This is a genomic window from Streptomyces sp. NPDC002790, from assembly GCF_040295505.1.
GTDB lineage: Bacteria > Actinomycetota > Actinomycetes > Streptomycetales > Streptomycetaceae > Streptomyces.
Genome location: NZ_JBEOVM010000130.1, coordinates 1 through 17,037 on the forward strand (window position 1 = coordinate 1; position 17,037 = coordinate 17,037).

Genomic DNA, 17,037 nt, shown 5'->3' on the forward strand with positions numbered 1-17,037 from the left:
CCCGAAGGCGCCCTGTACGCCTGCGACAACTCCAAGTTCGGCAGCGACGGCAAAGGCCGCTACTGGCCCGGCGCCGAAGCGTGGTTCGCCTGGCTATCGCGCACCATCGAGAGGTACGGGCCGGATCGCTGTCTGTGGGCGCTCGCCCCGGACCAGCCGTTCGACGCCGCCGGCACCCTCACCGAGTCGCTGCCGTGGCTGACCCGCATCCGGCAGCTGGGCGTCCCCGCAGCCTTCGCGGCCCAGGACGGCTGCGATCACCCCGGGCTGCTGCCCTGGGACAGCTTCGATGTCCTGTTCCTGGCCGGATCGACCGAATGGAAACTCGGCGCGGTCGCCGAACGGCTGGCCCGCGAGGCCAAGGACCGCGGCAAGGGCGTGCACATGGGCCGCGTCAACAGCCGCTCCCGCCTGCGGACCGCCGAGTGGTTCGGCTGCGACAGCGCCGATGGCACCTACCTCGCTTACGGGCCCGACAAGAACCTTCCCAAGCTCCTCAAATGGCTCGACGAACTCGACGGCACCCCCTCCCTCCTCGGGGGCCCCGACGGCGAGCCGAGCACTGCGCTCCCGCGCGAAGCTCCCCGCCGCCGCGCATCTCCGGGTCAAGCAGCTGCCACAAGAGCGCAGAGGTCCCCGCTCACGGGGTCACACGCTGCTGCCGTACCTCCAGCCAGCCGTACAGGCGCCCGAACCCGCTGACCGCGCCGCCACCCGCCGCGCGCACCATCAGGAGTCCATCTGCCCTTCCCTTACGACCAGGTCAGCCAGCTGCTCTCGCTGGCCGAGCGCATCCACAACGCGGCCGACGAGCTGCCGCTCACCGACTCGGTGCACTCCGCCGTCAACAACCTCGATGACCTCGATGACAGCGCTCGCGACATCACCGGACTGATCACCCACCTCACCACCGCGGCAGCCTTCGCCGCGCGCACCGAACGACGTGGTCGAGACCCCGAGGCGGACATCACCCGGCGCACGGTCACCCAGCTCACGCACACGGTCGGCGCCCTGGGACACACCCTGGCCGACCTCGGTGACGCCGTCGCCCACGCAGGCGTACTGCACCAACTGGCCGCCTCCCCACGCTCGACGCAGCGCAACCAGGGCATCGAGTCCACGCTGGCTCTGCTGCACGCGCGGATCGCCAGTGCCCGTGGGCGACTCCACAAGTCGGGGGCCCGACTCCACCAGGCGGCCAACCGGCTCACCGCTCCGCCGGTTCCCTCCCGCGGCCCGCGCGCGAGCGCCACCATCCCCGTCACCCCGCCCAGCGCTGCTCCCTCCCGCACACGCTGATCCACTCCGCCCAAGACCCTGGAGCACCCTCATCCGCAACGCCTTCCGCGCCCTGCCGCTGCTCACCTGTGCCGCGCTGCTTGCCTGCGCCGCCACCGCCTGCAACAGCGACGACACCCCGTCCGCGAAGAGGACCCCCACCACGCCCACCGTCCCGAAGCCTGAACCCGCACTGGCTGACGCGCAGGCACGCGCCGTCATCACCCACTATTCAAAGATCAACAACAAGGCCAATGCGCAGCGCGACCGGCCCCTGCTCGACACCGTCGAGGACGGTCCGACGTACGCGATGTCCGTGTCCGAATACACCGAGACCGAGGGCCTGCCCAAGGCCGACCGCAAGCCGTACAAGCCCTGGTCGTACGACACCTCCAGCGCCAAGCTGTACATCCCGCGCTTCACCACCAGCCAGGACCGCTGGTTCGCTGCCGCGCTCTCCAGCGAAAAGGGCAAGGACCCCAGCCGCATCGCCGTCTTCGCCGAGCAGCCGAAGGACAAGCGGTGGGAGCTGGCCTCCGTCGTCGACCTCGACGATACGACGCTGCCGGACATCGCCCTCGACAAGGACGGGTACGCCACCGCGGTCGCCGCCACCGGCAACGAGCAGCTCGCCGCCGACGCCAACGTGCTGCGCACCGCGGTGATCGACAACTTCGCGACCGGTGGGACGAACACCGGCAGCAAGGTCTTCGATCCGACCAAGGCCAGCAGGCAGCAGATCAAGGTCCACGACGAAACGACGCGCAAGTTTGGGAAGTTGGGCACGACCGTCTTCGCCGGCGCCACCAACTCCTTCAAGGACGCCTACGCCCTGAAGACCCGCGACGGCGGTGCGCTGCTGCTCTTCGCCCACACCCACACGCAGACCGACGCCGTCGCGCACTCCGGGCTGCAGATCAACCCGGACAAGGACGAAAACGCCTGGCTGCACGGCATCCCCCGCACCTCGGTGACATATACGTTCGTCTGCTCCGATGCCGCGACCGTGCCCGCGAAGGCCGCCCCGTCCCGCCTGATCGGCTATACGTGCGCCCGCACCGACGCCTCCGGCCCGCCCGTCGGCTCCGCGCAGACGGACCGCGCATAGCCCGGCGGAGGTGACAGTGTCCCTGCCGCACCCCGACTTCGAGGTGTACGACAACGTCGGCCGCACCAGCGAGCAGATCGCTGCCCACCACCAGGACAGGCCGACCGCCGACGACCTGCACCGTTGGGCCGCCCACGACGCACGGGAGTTCGCTTCCTCGCTGCCCGACGAGGGCGCCGGCCAAAGCATCAGCGACTGGACCCGCCAGCTCTACCGGGCCCGAACGGCTGCCGAGGTGCACACCGTCACGCAGGAGGTCTTCGGGGGCGGACACAGCGGACTCGGAGAGCTGCACCTGTTCCTGGAGACCGTGGCCGAGTGGTGCGAGCAGCATCAGGAACCGGGCTTCGCTGCCCGCTACCGCCAGCACGCCGAGGAGCTGTCCGCACTCGGTGACCAGCTCGCCTACCTGGGCGAGGACCACATGGCCAGCACCTACCGGCGCCCGCATCGGCCGTCAGCCGGGCAGCCCAAGCCCGCCGTCGCGATCGCCCCTGCCGTCGCGCCGACTGCCTCCGTGCGCCGCCCTGCCCGCTGACCTCGCCCAAGACAGGAAGAAACTCTGTCCACTCGTTCTGTCATCGCCCGTCCCACTGGCACCGGCTACGCCGGCACGTACATCCACTGGGACGGCTACCCCAGCCATCACCTGCCCCTGCTGCTCACCGCATACCAGCATCGCTTCGCCGGAGACACCGACGCCCTGACTGCGTATCTCATCGACGAGGCGTCGGAGGGCTGGTCCTTCCTGGGCACCGACCTCCTGGACGGGGCCCCCGATGCCCTGCGCGAGCACTTGGCCGGAGGACGTAACGAACCCGGCCGGCGCTACCCGGCCCACCCGACCATGCCTCCGCTCCTCTACACCGAGCGAACAGCATCCGCACTCGACTGGGGCTACGTCCTCCACCCGCCGGGCATCGAAGTGATCAGCGCCCCGGGTGCGGCACGCGGTCCGGTCGTCGCATGGGGCACCGACCCCCGCGCGCGATTCCGCGACACCGCCGGCCTGTGGGCGCCCGACCGGCCGATCCCGGCCACCACCCCGCCGAAGGCCACCGCACGCACGGCGACGTCCGGCCCCACGCCGTCACCCACCACGGCAGCACCGACCCGTCCCCGCGCGCACTGACCACCCAACTCAGGAGACCGACCTGTCCACCCGCTCTGTCATCGCCCGCCCCACCGCCGACGGATACGCCGGCATGTACGTCCACTTCGACGGCTATCCCGACAGCAAACTCCCGCTGCTCCTGGCCGCCTACCAGCACCGGTTCGCCGGCGACCTGGAGCCCATGGCCCGCCACTTGATCGACGACGTGGAACACGGCTGGGACGAGTTGGGCACTGATCTTCTCGACGGTGCTCCCGCCGCCCTGCGCCGCGCCCTGACCGGGGGCGATGAATACCCCAGCCGTCAGATGACCAATGTGATCTGCGCGGACGGCAGCCCGGCCGAGCGGGAACTGATCACGCAGGACGGCACCGGCGACCTGGAGTGGGCTTACGTCCTGCACCCGCATGGCATCGAAGTGATCGCCCTGCAGGCGTACGACCGCGGTCCCGTCGTCGCGTGGGACACCGATCCGCGCAGCCGAATCCATGCCGCTCCGGACGCATGGCGTCCAGACTTCCGGGCCCCGGTCGTCCCGCCGCGGACCGCCCCGCGCCTATCCACCGCTACGTCCGCATCGGCGTCGGCGCCCCGCAAGTCCGCCCGCCGCTAGCGCCCGCGCCCCCGCACCGTCCCCGACCGGAGAACCCCCTGCCCCCGCACTCACGCCCGAAGATCACCGTGATCATCGCCACCCAACTCCGCCCGGAACGCCTGCCGTTCCTAGTGGCGATGCACGCCAGTCTGTGCCGTCAGAGCGTGCCGTGGGAGGCCGTTGTCGCCCTCGATGGCGCCGACCCCGCCCGGCTTCCGGTCGCTCTCGCCACGGACCGGCGCGTACGCACCCTTACCCTGCCGCGCGCGGTCGGCGCGGCCTGCGCCCGCAACTTCTCGCTCACCGACGTGGACACCGAATACGTCAACTGGGCAGACGACGATGACGAGTTCACCGACTGCGCCATGGAGGTGCGACTGCGCAGCCTGGAGAACGCCGGGGTCGGCTGGTGCGCCGGATACAGCCAGGACCTCCATCAAGACGGGACCACGACCCTGTGGCGACCTCCGACGCCGCCAGGCCGACACGAGGCCGGGGATGTGTGGCGGTACTGGAAGAAGCCGGCCGACACCATCCCGCTCGGCCCGACCACCCTCCTCGCCCGCACCGACCTGGTGCGCGCAGCCCCCATGGGCGGCCTCGTCCAGGGCGAGGACTACTGCGCTCTCGCCGTCACCTGCCTCGCCCCCGGCATCGTCCTGCCCGTCCCGGTCTACCGGTACCGCAAGCACCGGGGCCAGATGACCGCGCAGGACTCGTACAACGAACTGGAGCAGAGGTCGCGGGCATTCGCCCATGCATTTGGTGCCAGCCTGCGCGCCGCATGCCTGCCGCGGGACGGCCAAGAACCCGCCGCCGCGTAGCGGAGACGGCTGCCCTCACCTCCGCGCATCACCCCCACCACCGAAAGCGCCCATGCCCGACACCCCCGCCCAGGACCGGCCCCGGGAGAAGGTCCTCATCTCTCCGCGCTACCTGGCCGCCAGCCTGCCTGCCACCCACCACGAGTTCCTTGACGTGTTCGCCGAGGAGACGGGGTGGAATGCGCACACAGACCACTCCTCGTTCACCGTCACCAGCCCCTGCCGTCGCATCGTCCTGCGCCATGACCAGGAGGCCGTGGGACGAGGCCCTCACCTGGTGATCTCAGCACGTAGCGACGAGGACGCCTCCGAGCGATGGCGAACGAGCGTCAGCGGCGCCGTGCCGATCGAGTTCGTCTCCACACTCGTCGCCACCCTGGCAGCCGAACTGGCCGCCGACCCGGATCACGTCATCTACGGCATCGGCTCCGAACCAGGCCCCTTCGAGCTGCTGGTCGACGCGGACGCCTGGAATCACTTCGACGCCTCCGGGCTGTCCGGCTTCATCTCACGGGACGGGCAAGCCGCAGTGATCGGCCGGCCACCGGACTCGTCCGCACCCGCCATCCACGGCGACTCATCCATCGCCTGGCACATCGCCGCTTCCCCCAACGACCTCGGCCACCTGTGGGACATCAGTTTCACGCAGCAGTCTCCCGCCTTCCTCATGCACGCGGTCGCCGCGAAGACCCTCGACTCCCGGCCCCTGCTGCGCAGCACGGCCTTTCCGTTCCCCGCAGCGGTCCTTCCCCTGGTGACCATCGAGCACGTTGCGCCGCCCCAGCCTCCCTCGGCGCGGCCGTCGCCCACCAGTCCCACGCACGGCCCCCAGCCCAAACGCTCTCCGAAGCCCCGCTGAGCCCGCCCACCGGACGCGCCCGTCCGCAGGCTCGACCCACCAGGACCTTGATGCCCGACCCCATCACCGAGATCACCCTCAGCACCAGCCGCACGCTCGGCCTCGTTGCCCTGGCGGCCGGCGAGCACTACAAGCAGGCCCACCAGGTCCTCGAAGCTGCCGGGTTCAGCCGCCAGGCCGGCGGCGCGTACGCCGTCTCGCTCGACGACGCGCAGGCCGCCCGCCGTACCGCCAGCGCCCTGGCGGCTCACGCCACCGAACACGGCGTCGCCCTCGTCACCAGCACCCGCCCCTACCTCGGCGACATCGGCACCGAGATCGCCGCCCGGCTGCCCGGCACCTGGACCGCCCAGCTGGAGCTCTACACCTACCCGCTGTGGCAGGAGGACCTCTGGTACCAGCTCTGGGAGGCCGGCGAAATCAACCATGCACTCCAGGATCACCGCATCCCCTTCGCGACCGTGCTGAAGGACGGACACGGCACGGAACTGCTGTTGATCGAACGGCCCGACCACCCGACCGGCTACCTCATCGGCGCCCTCACCGACGACGAGAAGGAAGACGTCCTCGATGACCCCACCACGCCGAAGACCATGGTCCTTCCCGCGGAACCGGACCGTGCGGCATCCGCCATCGTCAGCACGTTCCTGCCGACCTTGCGCCATGCCCTGCACCTCCGGGACCTGAACACCGTCCTCTTCGCCCTGGACCGGATCCGCAAGGAGCACGACACGCTCCAGACCATCAAGAAGACGGGCCGCTACACCGACGGCGTGCCGCTCAGCAGCCGCCTCATCGGCAGCATGGAACGCGCCTTCGCCGACCACGCCTGGATCTCGTTCCGCACCGTGCTCGAACACGGGCCACAGCTGCTCGACCACTGCCATCCGGCCGCCACGGCATGGCCCGACGACACAGCAGCGCTGGCACGACTGCGAGCCGCCCTCTCCGACAACGCGGCAGCACGGCAGGAGGAGACAACCCTGACCGGCAACCTGCACGCCATACCCCGGCTGCTGAGCACCCACGAGTACCACCACGTCCGTGCCGAGTACGGCATGTCCGCGCTTCCGGCCATTGAGACGTGGCTCGCCGACGCAGCGGTCTTCGAACGACAGGTCCGCGTAGCACCGCCAGCCGGAACGAACACGCTGTCCGTTTCCAGCCGGCGCGCTCTCAGCGCGCATCCCGCGCTGCCACCCACCACACCAGCGCCAACCTCACGTCGCTGACCGCTCACAGAAGGGATCCGTCTCTGTCTGACCACTTCCGCTTCGGCGCTCACCCCGACCACGGGTTCGTGGCCGCCGCTACGGCGAACATCCCCGCGCACCTCGCCGACTGGTTCCTCGTGCGCGAGCAGTTCGAGCCCGTGCCCGAGATACCGGGCCTGTACCGGCTCACCCACCCCGAGCAGGACGGAATCCGCCGTACCCGTCAGGCTGTCCACGATCTTCGACGCCACGGCTACGAAGTCCAGGCCGACTACAGCCTCGACCCCGGCCGCAGCTCCTCACCGCCGCGACCGGCCCTACGAGGCGGGCTGATGGAACGCCGCAACCGCATCGCACAGGCCGCGGCCACCCGTTCCCCGCAGCAGCGCGGCGCACCGACCACCGCGCCCCCCGAGTTTCTGCCCCAGCCCGGCACCGTACCGGTGGGCGGCCACAGCCAGGCAGCCGGGAAGGGACGGAGCCGGTGAACGACGAACCGATCCGCATCCTCCGCGGCCAGGGCGGCGAAGTCGAGGTCGAGGGCCCGGTCGACGGCTTCGCGGCGAACATCCTCAAGCGAGCCGGCTTCGACACCTATCCGCAACTGCGCGGCGTCTGGATCCGGCTGCCGTTCGACTTGGGACGCACCTGGGAGAACGAGCACGCCTCGTGGGCCGCCGAGATGCTCGCCGCCGCCCGCTACAGCGTCGACCTCGACCCCGATCTGCGCGCCGCCCCGCCCGCCGTATCCGCGCCACGCCGCACGAAGCCCGCCATGACCGCACAGCCCCCGCCCGACGGCACCCCGCCGCGACGACGCTGACCGCCGATCCGACACGAAGGTCTATCGCCCTGACTTCTTCCGCAGCCATCTCCCTCCACCTCAGCTCCGGCAACACCATCGTCGCGCTCCCCAGCGGGGAGAGGCACCAATGGGCTGCGACCGCACTGGAGTTGGCCGGGTTCTCCCGCGAGCACCAGGACGACGCCCACCGACTCGCCCTCGATGACCACGCCATCGCGCGCGAGGCACTCGCCCGGCTGCACCAGACCGCTCAGGACTGCCAGGCCAAGGTCATCACCACCGAGCGGCCCTACTTCGGCGACATCGCGCACGCCGTCGCCGAAGCGCTGCCCGGCCAGTGGGACGTCAGCATCGAGCACTACCCGGACGGCACCATCCCCTCCCACCTCCTGGACTGGGTCTGGGAGGCGAGCCCCGCACTGTCCACCCTGGCCAAGTACCGCACCCCCGGTGCGGCGATCCTGCGCGACGGCGGCGGCACCGAACTCCTCCTGGCCGAACGCACATGGGACGGCCGGTATGTGACCGGCACGCTGCTTCCGTCCCCGGACCACCTGCACGTGACCGGAGCCGGGCCCCGCACCGTGGTCGCCACCACCGCCCGCGAGGCAGCAGCCGACATCCGCTCGCTGCTGCTGCCCTCGTTCGAGCAGCTCGTGCATCTGGCGCGGCTACGCGAAGCACAGGAGGACCTGGGCTGGGTGCACGGGAAGGAGCCCGGCACCGTGAACAGAGGGGAGCTGGACGCCGCCTTGGACCGGTTCCTCGCCCACGCGCCCTACCTGCTCGCGGTCACCAGCCAGGCCAGCATCAAGCCCCTGGCCGACAGCGAGAGCGCCGTCCTCGTCCGCTTCGAAAACCTCCTCGCCCGACCCCAGACCGGGCCCGGCGCCCAGGCCGGACCCGAGCCGGGCGGAACGGATGAGGCCCTGGCGCTGTGGCTCGAAGCCGGCGAAGACCTGCTCGACGTGGTCCGATCGGCCACCACCAGCCCCGCCGCAGAACCCTCCCTCCCCGGCATCACCACCGCCACGCCCCCGAAGCCACCGGCAGCAGTCACCGGCGCACGCACCCGCTGACCCTTCCCCCTCGCCCCTCGCCCGACGATCACGGAAAGCCCTCGCGTTGAACTCCCGTACCAGCTGCCCGCCGGGCCGCACCGCCGCCCGGCCGTTGCTCGCCGAGCGGCACGTCGCCCGGCTGCTGCTGGGCACCCTGATCGGGCGCCTGCCCAACGGCATGGCCCCCGTCGCGATCCTCCTGCTGGTCGCCGAGCAGGGCGGATCGCTCGCGACCGGCGGGCTGCTGTGCGCGCTGTACGGGCTCGCGAGCGCCATCGGGCAGCCTGCGCTGGGGCGCATGGTCGACCGGCGCGGCCAGACCCGGGTCACGACGACCGCCGTCCTGGTGACCACGGTCTGCCTCCTGCTGCTGCCGTGCACCGACGCCGTCGCCACCCCGGCGCTCGCGGCCGGACTGGTCGTCCTCGCAGGGCTGAGCACGCCTCCATTGGAGGCGAACCTGCGCGCCCTGTGGGGCTCTGTGCTCCCGGATGCCGAGCGGCGCCGCGCCGCGCTTGCACTCGACACCGGCGCCCAAGGTCTGATCTACGTCGCCGGACCTCCGCTGGTCGCCGCGCTGTCCGCCCTCCAGGGGCCCGGCGTCGCCATGACGGTCACCGCGGTGTTCGGGCTGTTCGGGGCGAGCGTGGTGCTCAGCGCCGTGCCGTCCAGAAGATGGCATCCCGAACGCGATCGCACGGGCGGGTTCCTCGGGCCCCTGCAGCACGACGGGCTGCGGTTGCTGTTCCTCGCCGTCTGCGGCGTCGGCTTCGCACTGGGGGCGATGAACGTGTGGGCGGTGTCCATGGCCGAACGGCACGGCATGGCCCTGCTGTCCGGGGTGATCCCGGCCGCGCTGTCCATCGGGAGCCTCGTCGGTGGCATCCTCTACGGCCGGCGCAGCTGGCCTGGCCAGCTCGGCGGCCAACTCCGCACTGCGGCACTTCTGTTCGCTCTCGCGTGGGCGCCGCTCTCCGCAGGCCCCGGGCCGGTCGCCGCGACCGCGCTCGCGGCCCTGCCGGGCCTCTTCCTCACCGCATTGGTCACCACCGCATTCCTGACGGTGGATGCGCTGACTCCCGCCGGCACCCGCACCGAGGCGTACGCCTGGCTGATCGCCGCGGTCGGCTCCGGCCAGGCGGCAGGTACCGCGCTCGCGGGCGCGCTCTCTGCCCAGCCCTACGCCGCCGCGCTCCCGGCCGCGGGAGCCCTCACCTGCCTGCTGGTGCTGCTCGGCGCCCGCCGCCTGGCCGTTTCCGACACCGCACGCCACCGGGGCCGGCATCGCCGCACACCGGCCCATGCCGCGCACCGCTGAGCCTTACTCGCCCACGCGGCCTGCGAGTTTCCGTCAACTCCTCACCGCTTTCCCGCCACCACCGATAGGAGGTCCGCCTTGCCCGAAGGACCAGCGGAGCCGTTCATGACGATCCGGCACGCCATCACTGGCGAGATCACCACCACCGGCTACAACGCCGCCGCGCGGAGGATCCTGCTCCAGTCCGGCTTCGAAGAGACGCCCGACTGCGCCTGCCGAGCGACGGAACCCGGTACGGAGCGGACGCACGGGTCTGCTCATCAGTCAGCGACCTGCTCGTCGCCGGCCATCGACTGCACCTGGAGCGAGCCCCCGGTCGGCCAGTACGCGCCGACGGCAGGCCCCGGTTGGCCCGGTCGCCGATGTCAGCACAGTCCGTGATCCGCTCCGAGAGCGGCCAGCGCTCCAGTACATCGTCAACCCCGCCCGCACCCGAACCTGTTGAAGGGCCCCCGTCTTGACCACACCCGGACCGCCTACCAGTCCAGCGCGCACCAAGGGCGGCGAACTACGCGCCAAGGTCGCCCGCTTGCTGGCCGACCGGCCGGCAGACACGCTCACCATCGGCGACATGGCCCGGCAGCTGGGCCACTCCCACGGCGCCGTCCGCAACGCCGCCCACACCCTGGTACGACGCGGCGAGGCAGGCCAAAGCGGGAGCGGACAACCGGAGTTCCGCGCGAACGCGAAAACCGCCGCAGCCGCGCAGACCGCTGTGATCAGCCCTCCGGGAACCCACGCTCCCCGCACCCAGACAGCCACGGCCCGCACTACCACTCCGGCAACAGCCAAGCCCAGGCAGAGCGGCCCGATCCGCCGCGCGGGGGGCCAGATCTACCACCCTCGGGAGCTGGCCGATCTGCCCGACGTCGAGGCGCTGAATCGCCTGCGCGACGCCGACGTGCCGGTGCTGCTCTACGGCCCTCCGGGCACCGGCAAGACGAGTCTGGTCGAGGCGGCGTTCCCGGACCTGCTCACCGTCGCTGGCGACGGCGACACCACGGTAGGCGACCTGATCGGCGAGTACACGCAGGCCGACAGCGGAGGCTACGTCTTCCAGTACGGTCCGCTGGTCACCGCGATGACCGAGGGCCGTGCCCTGCTGATCGACGATGCCACCCTGATCTCACCGAAAGTGTTGGCCGCTCTGTATCCCGCGATGGACGGGCGCCGGCAGATCCAGATCAAGGCCCACAAGGGCGAGACCATCAAGGCCGAGTCGGGCTTCTACGTGGTGGCGGGCCACAATCCGGGCGTGCACGGGGCGATTCTGACCGAGGCGCTCTCGAGCCGGTTCAGCGTGCAGATCCAGATCGGCACGGACTATGACCTCGCCCTGGCCTTGAGGATCGACGCACGGGTGGTCCGGGTCGCCCGACACCTCTCCCGCCAGGTCGAACTCGGCGAGCTGGGCTGGGCCCCCCAACTGCGCGAGCTGCTCAGCTACCAGAAGACCGAGGCCGTCCTGGGCGCCAACGCCGCACTCGCGAACCTCGTCGGCATCGCCCCTGAAGAGGACCGCGACGCCGTCGCCGACGCCGTCATCAAGGCTGTCGGCGTCAAGAAGATCGCGCCCCTCACCCTCGGCAAGCAGCTCCCCGCCTCAGCCGCCCGGCAGCCCCCGAGCACCTCCTCCGCACACCGGAGCCGCTCGCGATGAGCGCCCACCACCACATCCAGCCCACGCCGGGCGACGACGCCGACCTCGCGCGCTGGGACGACGACGGCGCCCCGCCCGCGCAAGCCCGTTCCTCCCCGGCCGCGTGGCTGCGCGTGGGAGCCGAACTGGGCGACCGGCTGGTCGCCCTCTCCGGCCGCCAGGACCTCCTCGTCACCTGCCGCCCCGGCACGCGCAGCGGCGCACCGGCCGCCTTCTTCCCCACTCTGGGCGAGATCGAGTTCGACGCCCGCCTGTTCGCCCCGCTGAAGCCTCACGAGATCCGTCCGAGGATCGTGGGCGACGAGGAGCGGTATCCCGCCGCTTGGGGCGTGTTCGTCCACGAGGCCGCCCACGCGGCCCACTCCATCTGGACGGAGCCTGACGGAGCCGACCCCCGGGTCGTCGAGGCCGCGCTCCTGCTGGAGGAGAGCCGTGTCGAAGGCGCACACCTGATCACCCGGCCCACGGACCGCACGTACCTGCGCACCAGTGCCCGCACCCTGGTCATGCCCGACATCGCCCACCCCACCTTCCAGGGCATCGAGCAGGCAGCCGCCGTGGCGGCCCTGATCCTCGGCCGCCGTGACGTCGGCATCCTGGACGCCGGCGAGTCCCGGACTGTCGCCGATCTGTGCGAAAAGGTCCTGGGTAAAGACCTGTTGGCCACCCTCACCCGCATCTGGAGCGCAGCCCACCAGTGCGCCGACCACGACGCCGCAACCATGCTCGCGCACGGCCAGCAATGGTGTGACGCCCTGGACGCCGCAGCCCCCGCCCTGCTCATGCCGGCGAACCTCGCCGATCTGCTCTCCGGCGCCGTGGCCGTCGTCATGGACAGCACGGCCGCCACCGACGCCGCCGACCTCGCAGCACAGCAGGCAGCAGCCAACGCCATGGCCGCGAAGTCCACAGCGCAGGCTCAGGACCGCGCCCAGCGGGCCGGCCAGCGACGCGAAGCCGCCGCCAGCGCCAAGTCGGTCTTCAACACCCGTGGCACCACCGTCGACCCCGACGGCACACCGGCGCCCCGCAGCAATCCGGTCACCGGCAGCCGCCGGCCCACCGCCGCCGAGCAGAAGACCGCCGCGCGCCTGAGCCGCGCCCTGCGCGCCGCCGCCTACCGCGAGAGGACTGAGGAGCGGACCACCAGCCCCACCCCTCCCGGCCGTCTCAACATGCGCGCGGCCCTGGCCCGCGACGCCCAGCGCGCCGCCGGTGCGACGCCCACAGCAGAGCCGTTCACCCACACCCGCCGCCGGAACTCGCCCACCCCGCCGTTGCGGGTGGGGATCGCGGTGGACGTCTCCGGCTCCATGCGTGACGCCTGCGCGCCCGTCGCGTCCGCCGCCTGGATCGTGGCACGCGCAGCAGCCCTGACCGACCCCGACTCCCGCACCGCCACCATCGCCTACGACACGCATCTGACCGCACTGACCCGACCCACCCACCGTGCACCGGAGCGCGTGACAACGTTCGGCGCCAACGGCCGCAGTCACAACCTCGCCAACGCCCTGGACGCGCTCGACCACGGCCTCGACCTCAGCCGCCCCGGTGCCGGCCGCCTCCTCGTGATCGTCACCGACGCCATCTACACCGCCGACGAGACCGCACAGGCCGTCACCCGCGTCAAGCGGCTCACGACCGCCGGTTGCGCCGTGCTCCAGCTCACCCTTACCGCGCGGTCCCAGCACTTGCCGGGGACCACCTTGCTGCACCTTCCCCAGCCCTCCAGCGCTCCCGTCGCCATCGCCAAGGCGGCCACAGACGCCATCCGCAGGACGCGCTGAGACACCACAGAAGACAGAAAGCAGGAACAATCACGTGGCAGTACGCACGACCTGGAAGATCATCCACAGCTGTGGACACGAAGTGACGCACAACCTGTCCAACCGCCCCGCCGACCGGCGCGCCGGATACGCGCGCTGGCTCGAAGGCCGTGACTGCACCGACTGCTGGAAGGCCGCCCGCGACTCCGACACGGAATCCAAGGAAGCCTGGCTCGCCGCCAAGCGCGCCGAGGAGCAGCAGGCCGCCCGCGAGTGGGCCGAGAAGTTCGACATGCCGCCGCTCGAAGGACCCGAGCGGGCCCTCGACTGGGGCGAGCGCTCCCGTCACCAGCTCGTCACCGCCGCCTACAGCGTGCTGGTGAGCGAGGGCACCTGGGACGAGGCCGACTGGGCCGTCCTGGAAGACAAGATCCGCACCGTCGACCGCGCCGGCTGGTGGATCGACCAGCGGGACGCCGAAGGCTCTGACTTGCCCGAACTCCTGGACGCAGCCACGTCCGAGGACACCGGGACGGAGAACCCGTTCCGGTAGGACGCGGAGCTTTATAGCCGACGATCCCCGGTTACCGAAACCGGGGATTCTCCGGATTCTTGTTCCTCCCACCGCCTCCTCGCGTACCCCGTGGAAGGAACCCTGCTGTGCCCGCACCCCGCCATCCGCATGCCCCAGGTGACATCGTCACCCCCGGCCGCGACATCACCCACGCCCACTTCCGGCCCGGTGACCAGGTCGTGATCCTCAAGGGCACCTCCGGCAGCGAACTGTGGGGCGACGCCTACAAGGTTGTCACCCCCTCTTGGCACACCCCGACCGACGAGGACGGCTGGCGCCTGTACGACCCGGCCGGCGGTGAACGCTCGTACATCACCGCGCATCCGCGCTACCTGGTACATCTCTCCAGTCGGTGCCCGGATTGCCTCATCTACCAGCAGGCGCTGCGCAGTTACCTGGTGCCGCGCCTGGCCGGCGCCGACGAGGACGTCGACTGCGGCTGGTACTCGCTCACCCACCTCGACCAGGTGGTGCACATCGCCGACGCGCGGGGCGGCCGGTGACCGAGGCACTCGATCCGGAGCGCGCGACCGTCCTGGCCCGAGCGGTATCGGCTGCCGTCGAGGAGATCGCCGGCAGCGAGTGGCCGACGCTGTTGGCCGAGGCGCTGGGCGAGGCGGAGGCGACCTGGCAGGAGTCGGCGCAGGTGTGCGCCGACGTCGCCTGGCGGGCACGCGCCGCAGGCAACAGCGCGCTGGTGCTGCTCACCCCCGAGCATGTCACCGACCCCAGTCCTGGCCCCCTGATCTGGCGGACGTACCGGCACCTCTACCTCAGCACGCTGCGCTACGACTTCCGCTGCCGCGACATCGAGTCGCTCATGAACAAGGTGCCGGTGAACGTGCTGGACGAGGACCCGTACAGCGAAGCCCTGTACGCCTTCGCACGGTTGGGGCAGTCCCGCTCAGACGGCCTCGCCGTCATGCACCGGGTCCTCGTCGCCGCACCCGACCACCCCAAAACGCTGCACGTCCTGCTGCACGGCGTGTGGCTGGGCACCTTCCTTCCCGGCCGGGCGCCCATGCTGCTGGCCCTGGTGGGCCTGCTCCCCGATGGCGGGCTGCACGATCCCATCGCTCTGTTCCGCATGGCCTCGGCACGGCGCAGCCTGGGCCACTACCCCGAAGCCCTCACCGCCATCGGCCATGCCCTGGAGCTGCTGCCGCCCGGCGATCCGGCCGTGCACGCCGACCTGGTCCGTGAACACGCGCTCATCACCCTCGCCTATGACCTCACGCAACACGCCCGCGCGACCCGGAACACCACCCCATCATGATCATTCGCATTCACCCGCGCGGCATCGATCCCAACGAAGCCCTCGCTGAGGCCCTGGGCCGACCCGTCAGCCGCCAGGAGGGGTTGACCGACCACACGGTGGTCGCCCACTGGCCGGGGCTGGACGCCTACTTCCTCGACGACGAGGACCGCATCTGGGCTTCTACCGAGTGGGCCCAGCATCTCAATCACCCGTCCTGGCAGCACCGCCACGCGGCCAGCCCACAAGGCGACTACCGAGCTATCTGGCATGCCTCCGCGCGCCTGCACCCGGACGACCGCGGCCTCACCCGCCCGGAGTGGTCCGAGATCGCCCACCGGATCGCCCGCGCCGCGGGCGTCCAGCGCCCCGGAGACGAGCTCGGCTGCCGCTGGATCGCCGTCCAGGCACAGCCCGGCCGCATCGACCTGATCGCCAACCTCATCCGAGCCGACGGCACATGGACAACGCACCGGTCGAACCCGTCGCGTCTGGCCGCCGAGAGTCGGCGCCTGGAGGCCGAGCTGGGGCTGATCTCACCATCGGTCGGCGGGCCGGATCCGCAGCAGGGCGCACGGTTCTCCCAACGTGCCCGGCCGCCGTGGGCCGCCCCTGACGCCACCGTTCAACTCGCGGAGCTGCTGCGGCAACTCGCCGACGAGGACGCCGGTCCGCTGGCCACCGTCCGTGGCCTCGTCGAGCACGCGGCTCACCGTCTCGACCGCCTCCCCGGTGCGCACGGCCGCGATCGCGCACACCAGCTGGAACTGATCGCCCGCCGCCTGCACGGCGTCCAGCATGACCTCGACTCCCTGGCCAGCACACTTCCGGCCAACAGCCAGACATCACTGCTTCTTCCAACCGCCCTACCTACAAATCCGGTTGGACAGCCCGCCCCGCTGGGCGTCCGCCGGCCCGCCCGCTGACCGTCAGAAAGCATCTCCTTCTTGGCCCTCGCCGATCGTTACCTGACCCTGGGGCGCGATGTGCACTCCGGGGAAGTCCTCGCCCGCGGCGGCGATCCCGAAGCCCACAGCATCCTTGAGCGCACCGGGTTCGTCCCCGTCGTCCGCCTGCACGAGACCTATCACCGCCTGCCCGTCGGCCTCGACGAAGCCGAAGAGAAACGTCTCGCCACCCGCGCCGTCGCCCGGCTGCGTGCCGTCAAATACGACGTGAAGGCCGACGAAGCCTTCGACACAGGGATGCGCGAGCCGCACTACCTCTCCCTTGGCTCCCAGGTCGCCCACCTCGCCGCGCAGATCCGCGAAGCCAGCACCACCGACGAGGTCGCCGACGTCCTGACCGAACTCACCGCCTCCCACGACGGCGTCCTCATCGCCCTCGGCGAGGTCTTCGCGGCCAGCGCCGCCTTCTATCAAGACCTCGGCCAACCGGCAGATCCGCACACCGCGGAGCGCCTGCAGTACCTGGCCGAGTACCGGCTCGGCGTCCTGTGGTCCGACCTCGCGCGCATGCGCAACGACCTCGCCGACCGGCACCAGGACCATCCCCAGCGCCTCGCCTGCACCGCCGAGGTAGGACCGCAGGAACGCGAAGCCTCCGCGGTCTGCGCCTGCCCGCCGCCACCACCGCGTCTGGCCAC

The 17,037-nt window shown here is 71.1% G+C and carries 21 protein-coding genes; all 21 read left to right on the forward strand.

Features of this window, described 5'->3' with window-relative positions; translation table 11 throughout:
* Window positions 1-702: hypothetical protein (locus tag ABT004_RS32155; protein WP_351343807.1), on the forward strand; the 702-nt coding region annotated here is incomplete at its 5' end.
* Between the two features lie 129 nt (window positions 703-831).
* The gene (locus tag ABT004_RS32160; RefSeq protein ID WP_351343809.1) at window positions 832-1,299 is read left to right on the forward strand and encodes a hypothetical protein; all 468 of its coding nucleotides are present in this window, start codon (window positions 832-834) and stop codon (window positions 1,297-1,299) included.
* A gap of 172 nt (window positions 1,300-1,471) precedes the next feature.
* Window positions 1,472-2,386 (forward strand): DUF8094 domain-containing protein, encoded by a 915-nt coding sequence (locus ABT004_RS32165; protein WP_502966977.1) that lies wholly within the window; start codon window positions 1,472-1,474, stop codon window positions 2,384-2,386.
* Between the two features lie 10 nt (window positions 2,387-2,396).
* Window positions 2,397-2,924, forward strand: a complete 528-nt coding sequence (locus ABT004_RS32170) for a hypothetical protein (protein WP_351343815.1) — start codon at window positions 2,397-2,399, stop codon at window positions 2,922-2,924.
* Between the two features lie 258 nt (window positions 2,925-3,182).
* Window positions 3,183-3,518, forward strand: coding sequence for a hypothetical protein (locus tag ABT004_RS32175; RefSeq protein WP_351343818.1), 336 nt, complete (start codon window positions 3,183-3,185; stop codon window positions 3,516-3,518).
* 73 nt (window positions 3,519-3,591) lie between these two features.
* Window positions 3,592-4,113, forward strand: coding sequence for a hypothetical protein (locus tag ABT004_RS32180; protein WP_351343821.1), 522 nt, complete (start codon window positions 3,592-3,594; stop codon window positions 4,111-4,113).
* A gap of 68 nt (window positions 4,114-4,181) precedes the next feature.
* Window positions 4,182-4,919, forward strand: coding sequence for a glycosyltransferase (locus ABT004_RS32185; RefSeq protein WP_351343824.1), 738 nt, complete (start codon window positions 4,182-4,184; stop codon window positions 4,917-4,919).
* A 52-nt stretch (window positions 4,920-4,971) separates the two neighbouring features.
* Window positions 4,972-5,778 carry an SPDY domain-containing protein gene (locus tag ABT004_RS32190; RefSeq protein ID WP_351343827.1) on the forward strand — a complete coding sequence of 269 codons (807 nt, stop codon included), beginning with the start codon at window positions 4,972-4,974 and terminating at the stop codon, window positions 5,776-5,778.
* Between the two features lie 50 nt (window positions 5,779-5,828).
* Window positions 5,829-7,010 carry a hypothetical protein gene (locus tag ABT004_RS32195; protein ID WP_351343830.1) on the forward strand — a complete coding sequence of 394 codons (1,182 nt, stop codon included), beginning with the start codon at window positions 5,829-5,831 and terminating at the stop codon, window positions 7,008-7,010.
* A gap of 68 nt (window positions 7,011-7,078) precedes the next feature.
* Entirely contained in the window at window positions 7,079-7,480 is a 402-nt protein-coding gene (locus tag ABT004_RS32200) for a hypothetical protein (RefSeq protein ID WP_351343833.1), read from the forward strand.
* Window positions 7,477-7,815: a hypothetical protein gene (locus ABT004_RS32205; RefSeq protein ID WP_351343836.1), complete on the forward strand. Its 339-nt coding sequence runs from the start codon at window positions 7,477-7,479 to the stop codon at window positions 7,813-7,815. The genes ABT004_RS32200 and ABT004_RS32205 overlap by 4 nt, the downstream gene beginning before the upstream one ends.
* 131 nt (window positions 7,816-7,946) lie before the next feature.
* On the forward strand, window positions 7,947-8,876 hold the full coding sequence (locus ABT004_RS32210; RefSeq protein WP_351343839.1) for a hypothetical protein: 930 nt from the start codon (window positions 7,947-7,949) through the stop codon (window positions 8,874-8,876).
* Window positions 8,877-8,922: 46 nt separating this feature from the next.
* Window positions 8,923-10,176, forward strand: coding sequence for an MFS transporter (locus tag ABT004_RS32215; RefSeq protein ID WP_351343842.1), 1,254 nt, complete (start codon window positions 8,923-8,925; stop codon window positions 10,174-10,176).
* Between the two features lie 105 nt (window positions 10,177-10,281).
* Window positions 10,282-10,557: a hypothetical protein gene (locus tag ABT004_RS32220; RefSeq protein WP_351343863.1), complete on the forward strand. Its 276-nt coding sequence runs from the start codon at window positions 10,282-10,284 to the stop codon at window positions 10,555-10,557.
* 76 nt (window positions 10,558-10,633) lie between these two features.
* A complete protein-coding gene (locus tag ABT004_RS32225) occupies window positions 10,634-11,836 on the forward strand; it encodes an AAA family ATPase (RefSeq protein WP_351343845.1) in 1,203 nt (400 codons plus the stop codon).
* Window positions 11,833-13,623 (forward strand): vWA domain-containing protein, encoded by a 1,791-nt coding sequence (locus ABT004_RS32230; RefSeq protein ID WP_351343848.1) that lies wholly within the window; start codon window positions 11,833-11,835, stop codon window positions 13,621-13,623. The genes ABT004_RS32225 and ABT004_RS32230 overlap by 4 nt, the downstream gene beginning before the upstream one ends.
* A gap of 34 nt (window positions 13,624-13,657) precedes the next feature.
* On the forward strand, window positions 13,658-14,155 hold the full coding sequence (locus tag ABT004_RS32235; RefSeq protein WP_502966976.1) for a hypothetical protein: 498 nt from the start codon (window positions 13,658-13,660) through the stop codon (window positions 14,153-14,155).
* A gap of 107 nt (window positions 14,156-14,262) precedes the next feature.
* The gene (locus tag ABT004_RS32240) at window positions 14,263-14,679 is read left to right on the forward strand and encodes a hypothetical protein (RefSeq protein WP_351343851.1); all 417 of its coding nucleotides are present in this window, start codon (window positions 14,263-14,265) and stop codon (window positions 14,677-14,679) included.
* A complete protein-coding gene (locus ABT004_RS32245) occupies window positions 14,676-15,452 on the forward strand; it encodes a hypothetical protein (RefSeq protein ID WP_351343854.1) in 777 nt (258 codons plus the stop codon). The genes ABT004_RS32240 and ABT004_RS32245 overlap by 4 nt, the downstream gene beginning before the upstream one ends.
* On the forward strand, window positions 15,449-16,357 hold the full coding sequence (locus ABT004_RS32250) for a hypothetical protein (protein WP_351343857.1): 909 nt from the start codon (window positions 15,449-15,451) through the stop codon (window positions 16,355-16,357). Before ABT004_RS32245 ends, ABT004_RS32250 begins: the two co-directional genes overlap by 4 nt.
* 21 nt (window positions 16,358-16,378) lie before the next feature.
* Window positions 16,379-17,037: hypothetical protein (locus tag ABT004_RS32255; protein ID WP_351343860.1), on the forward strand; the 659-nt coding region annotated here is incomplete at its 3' end.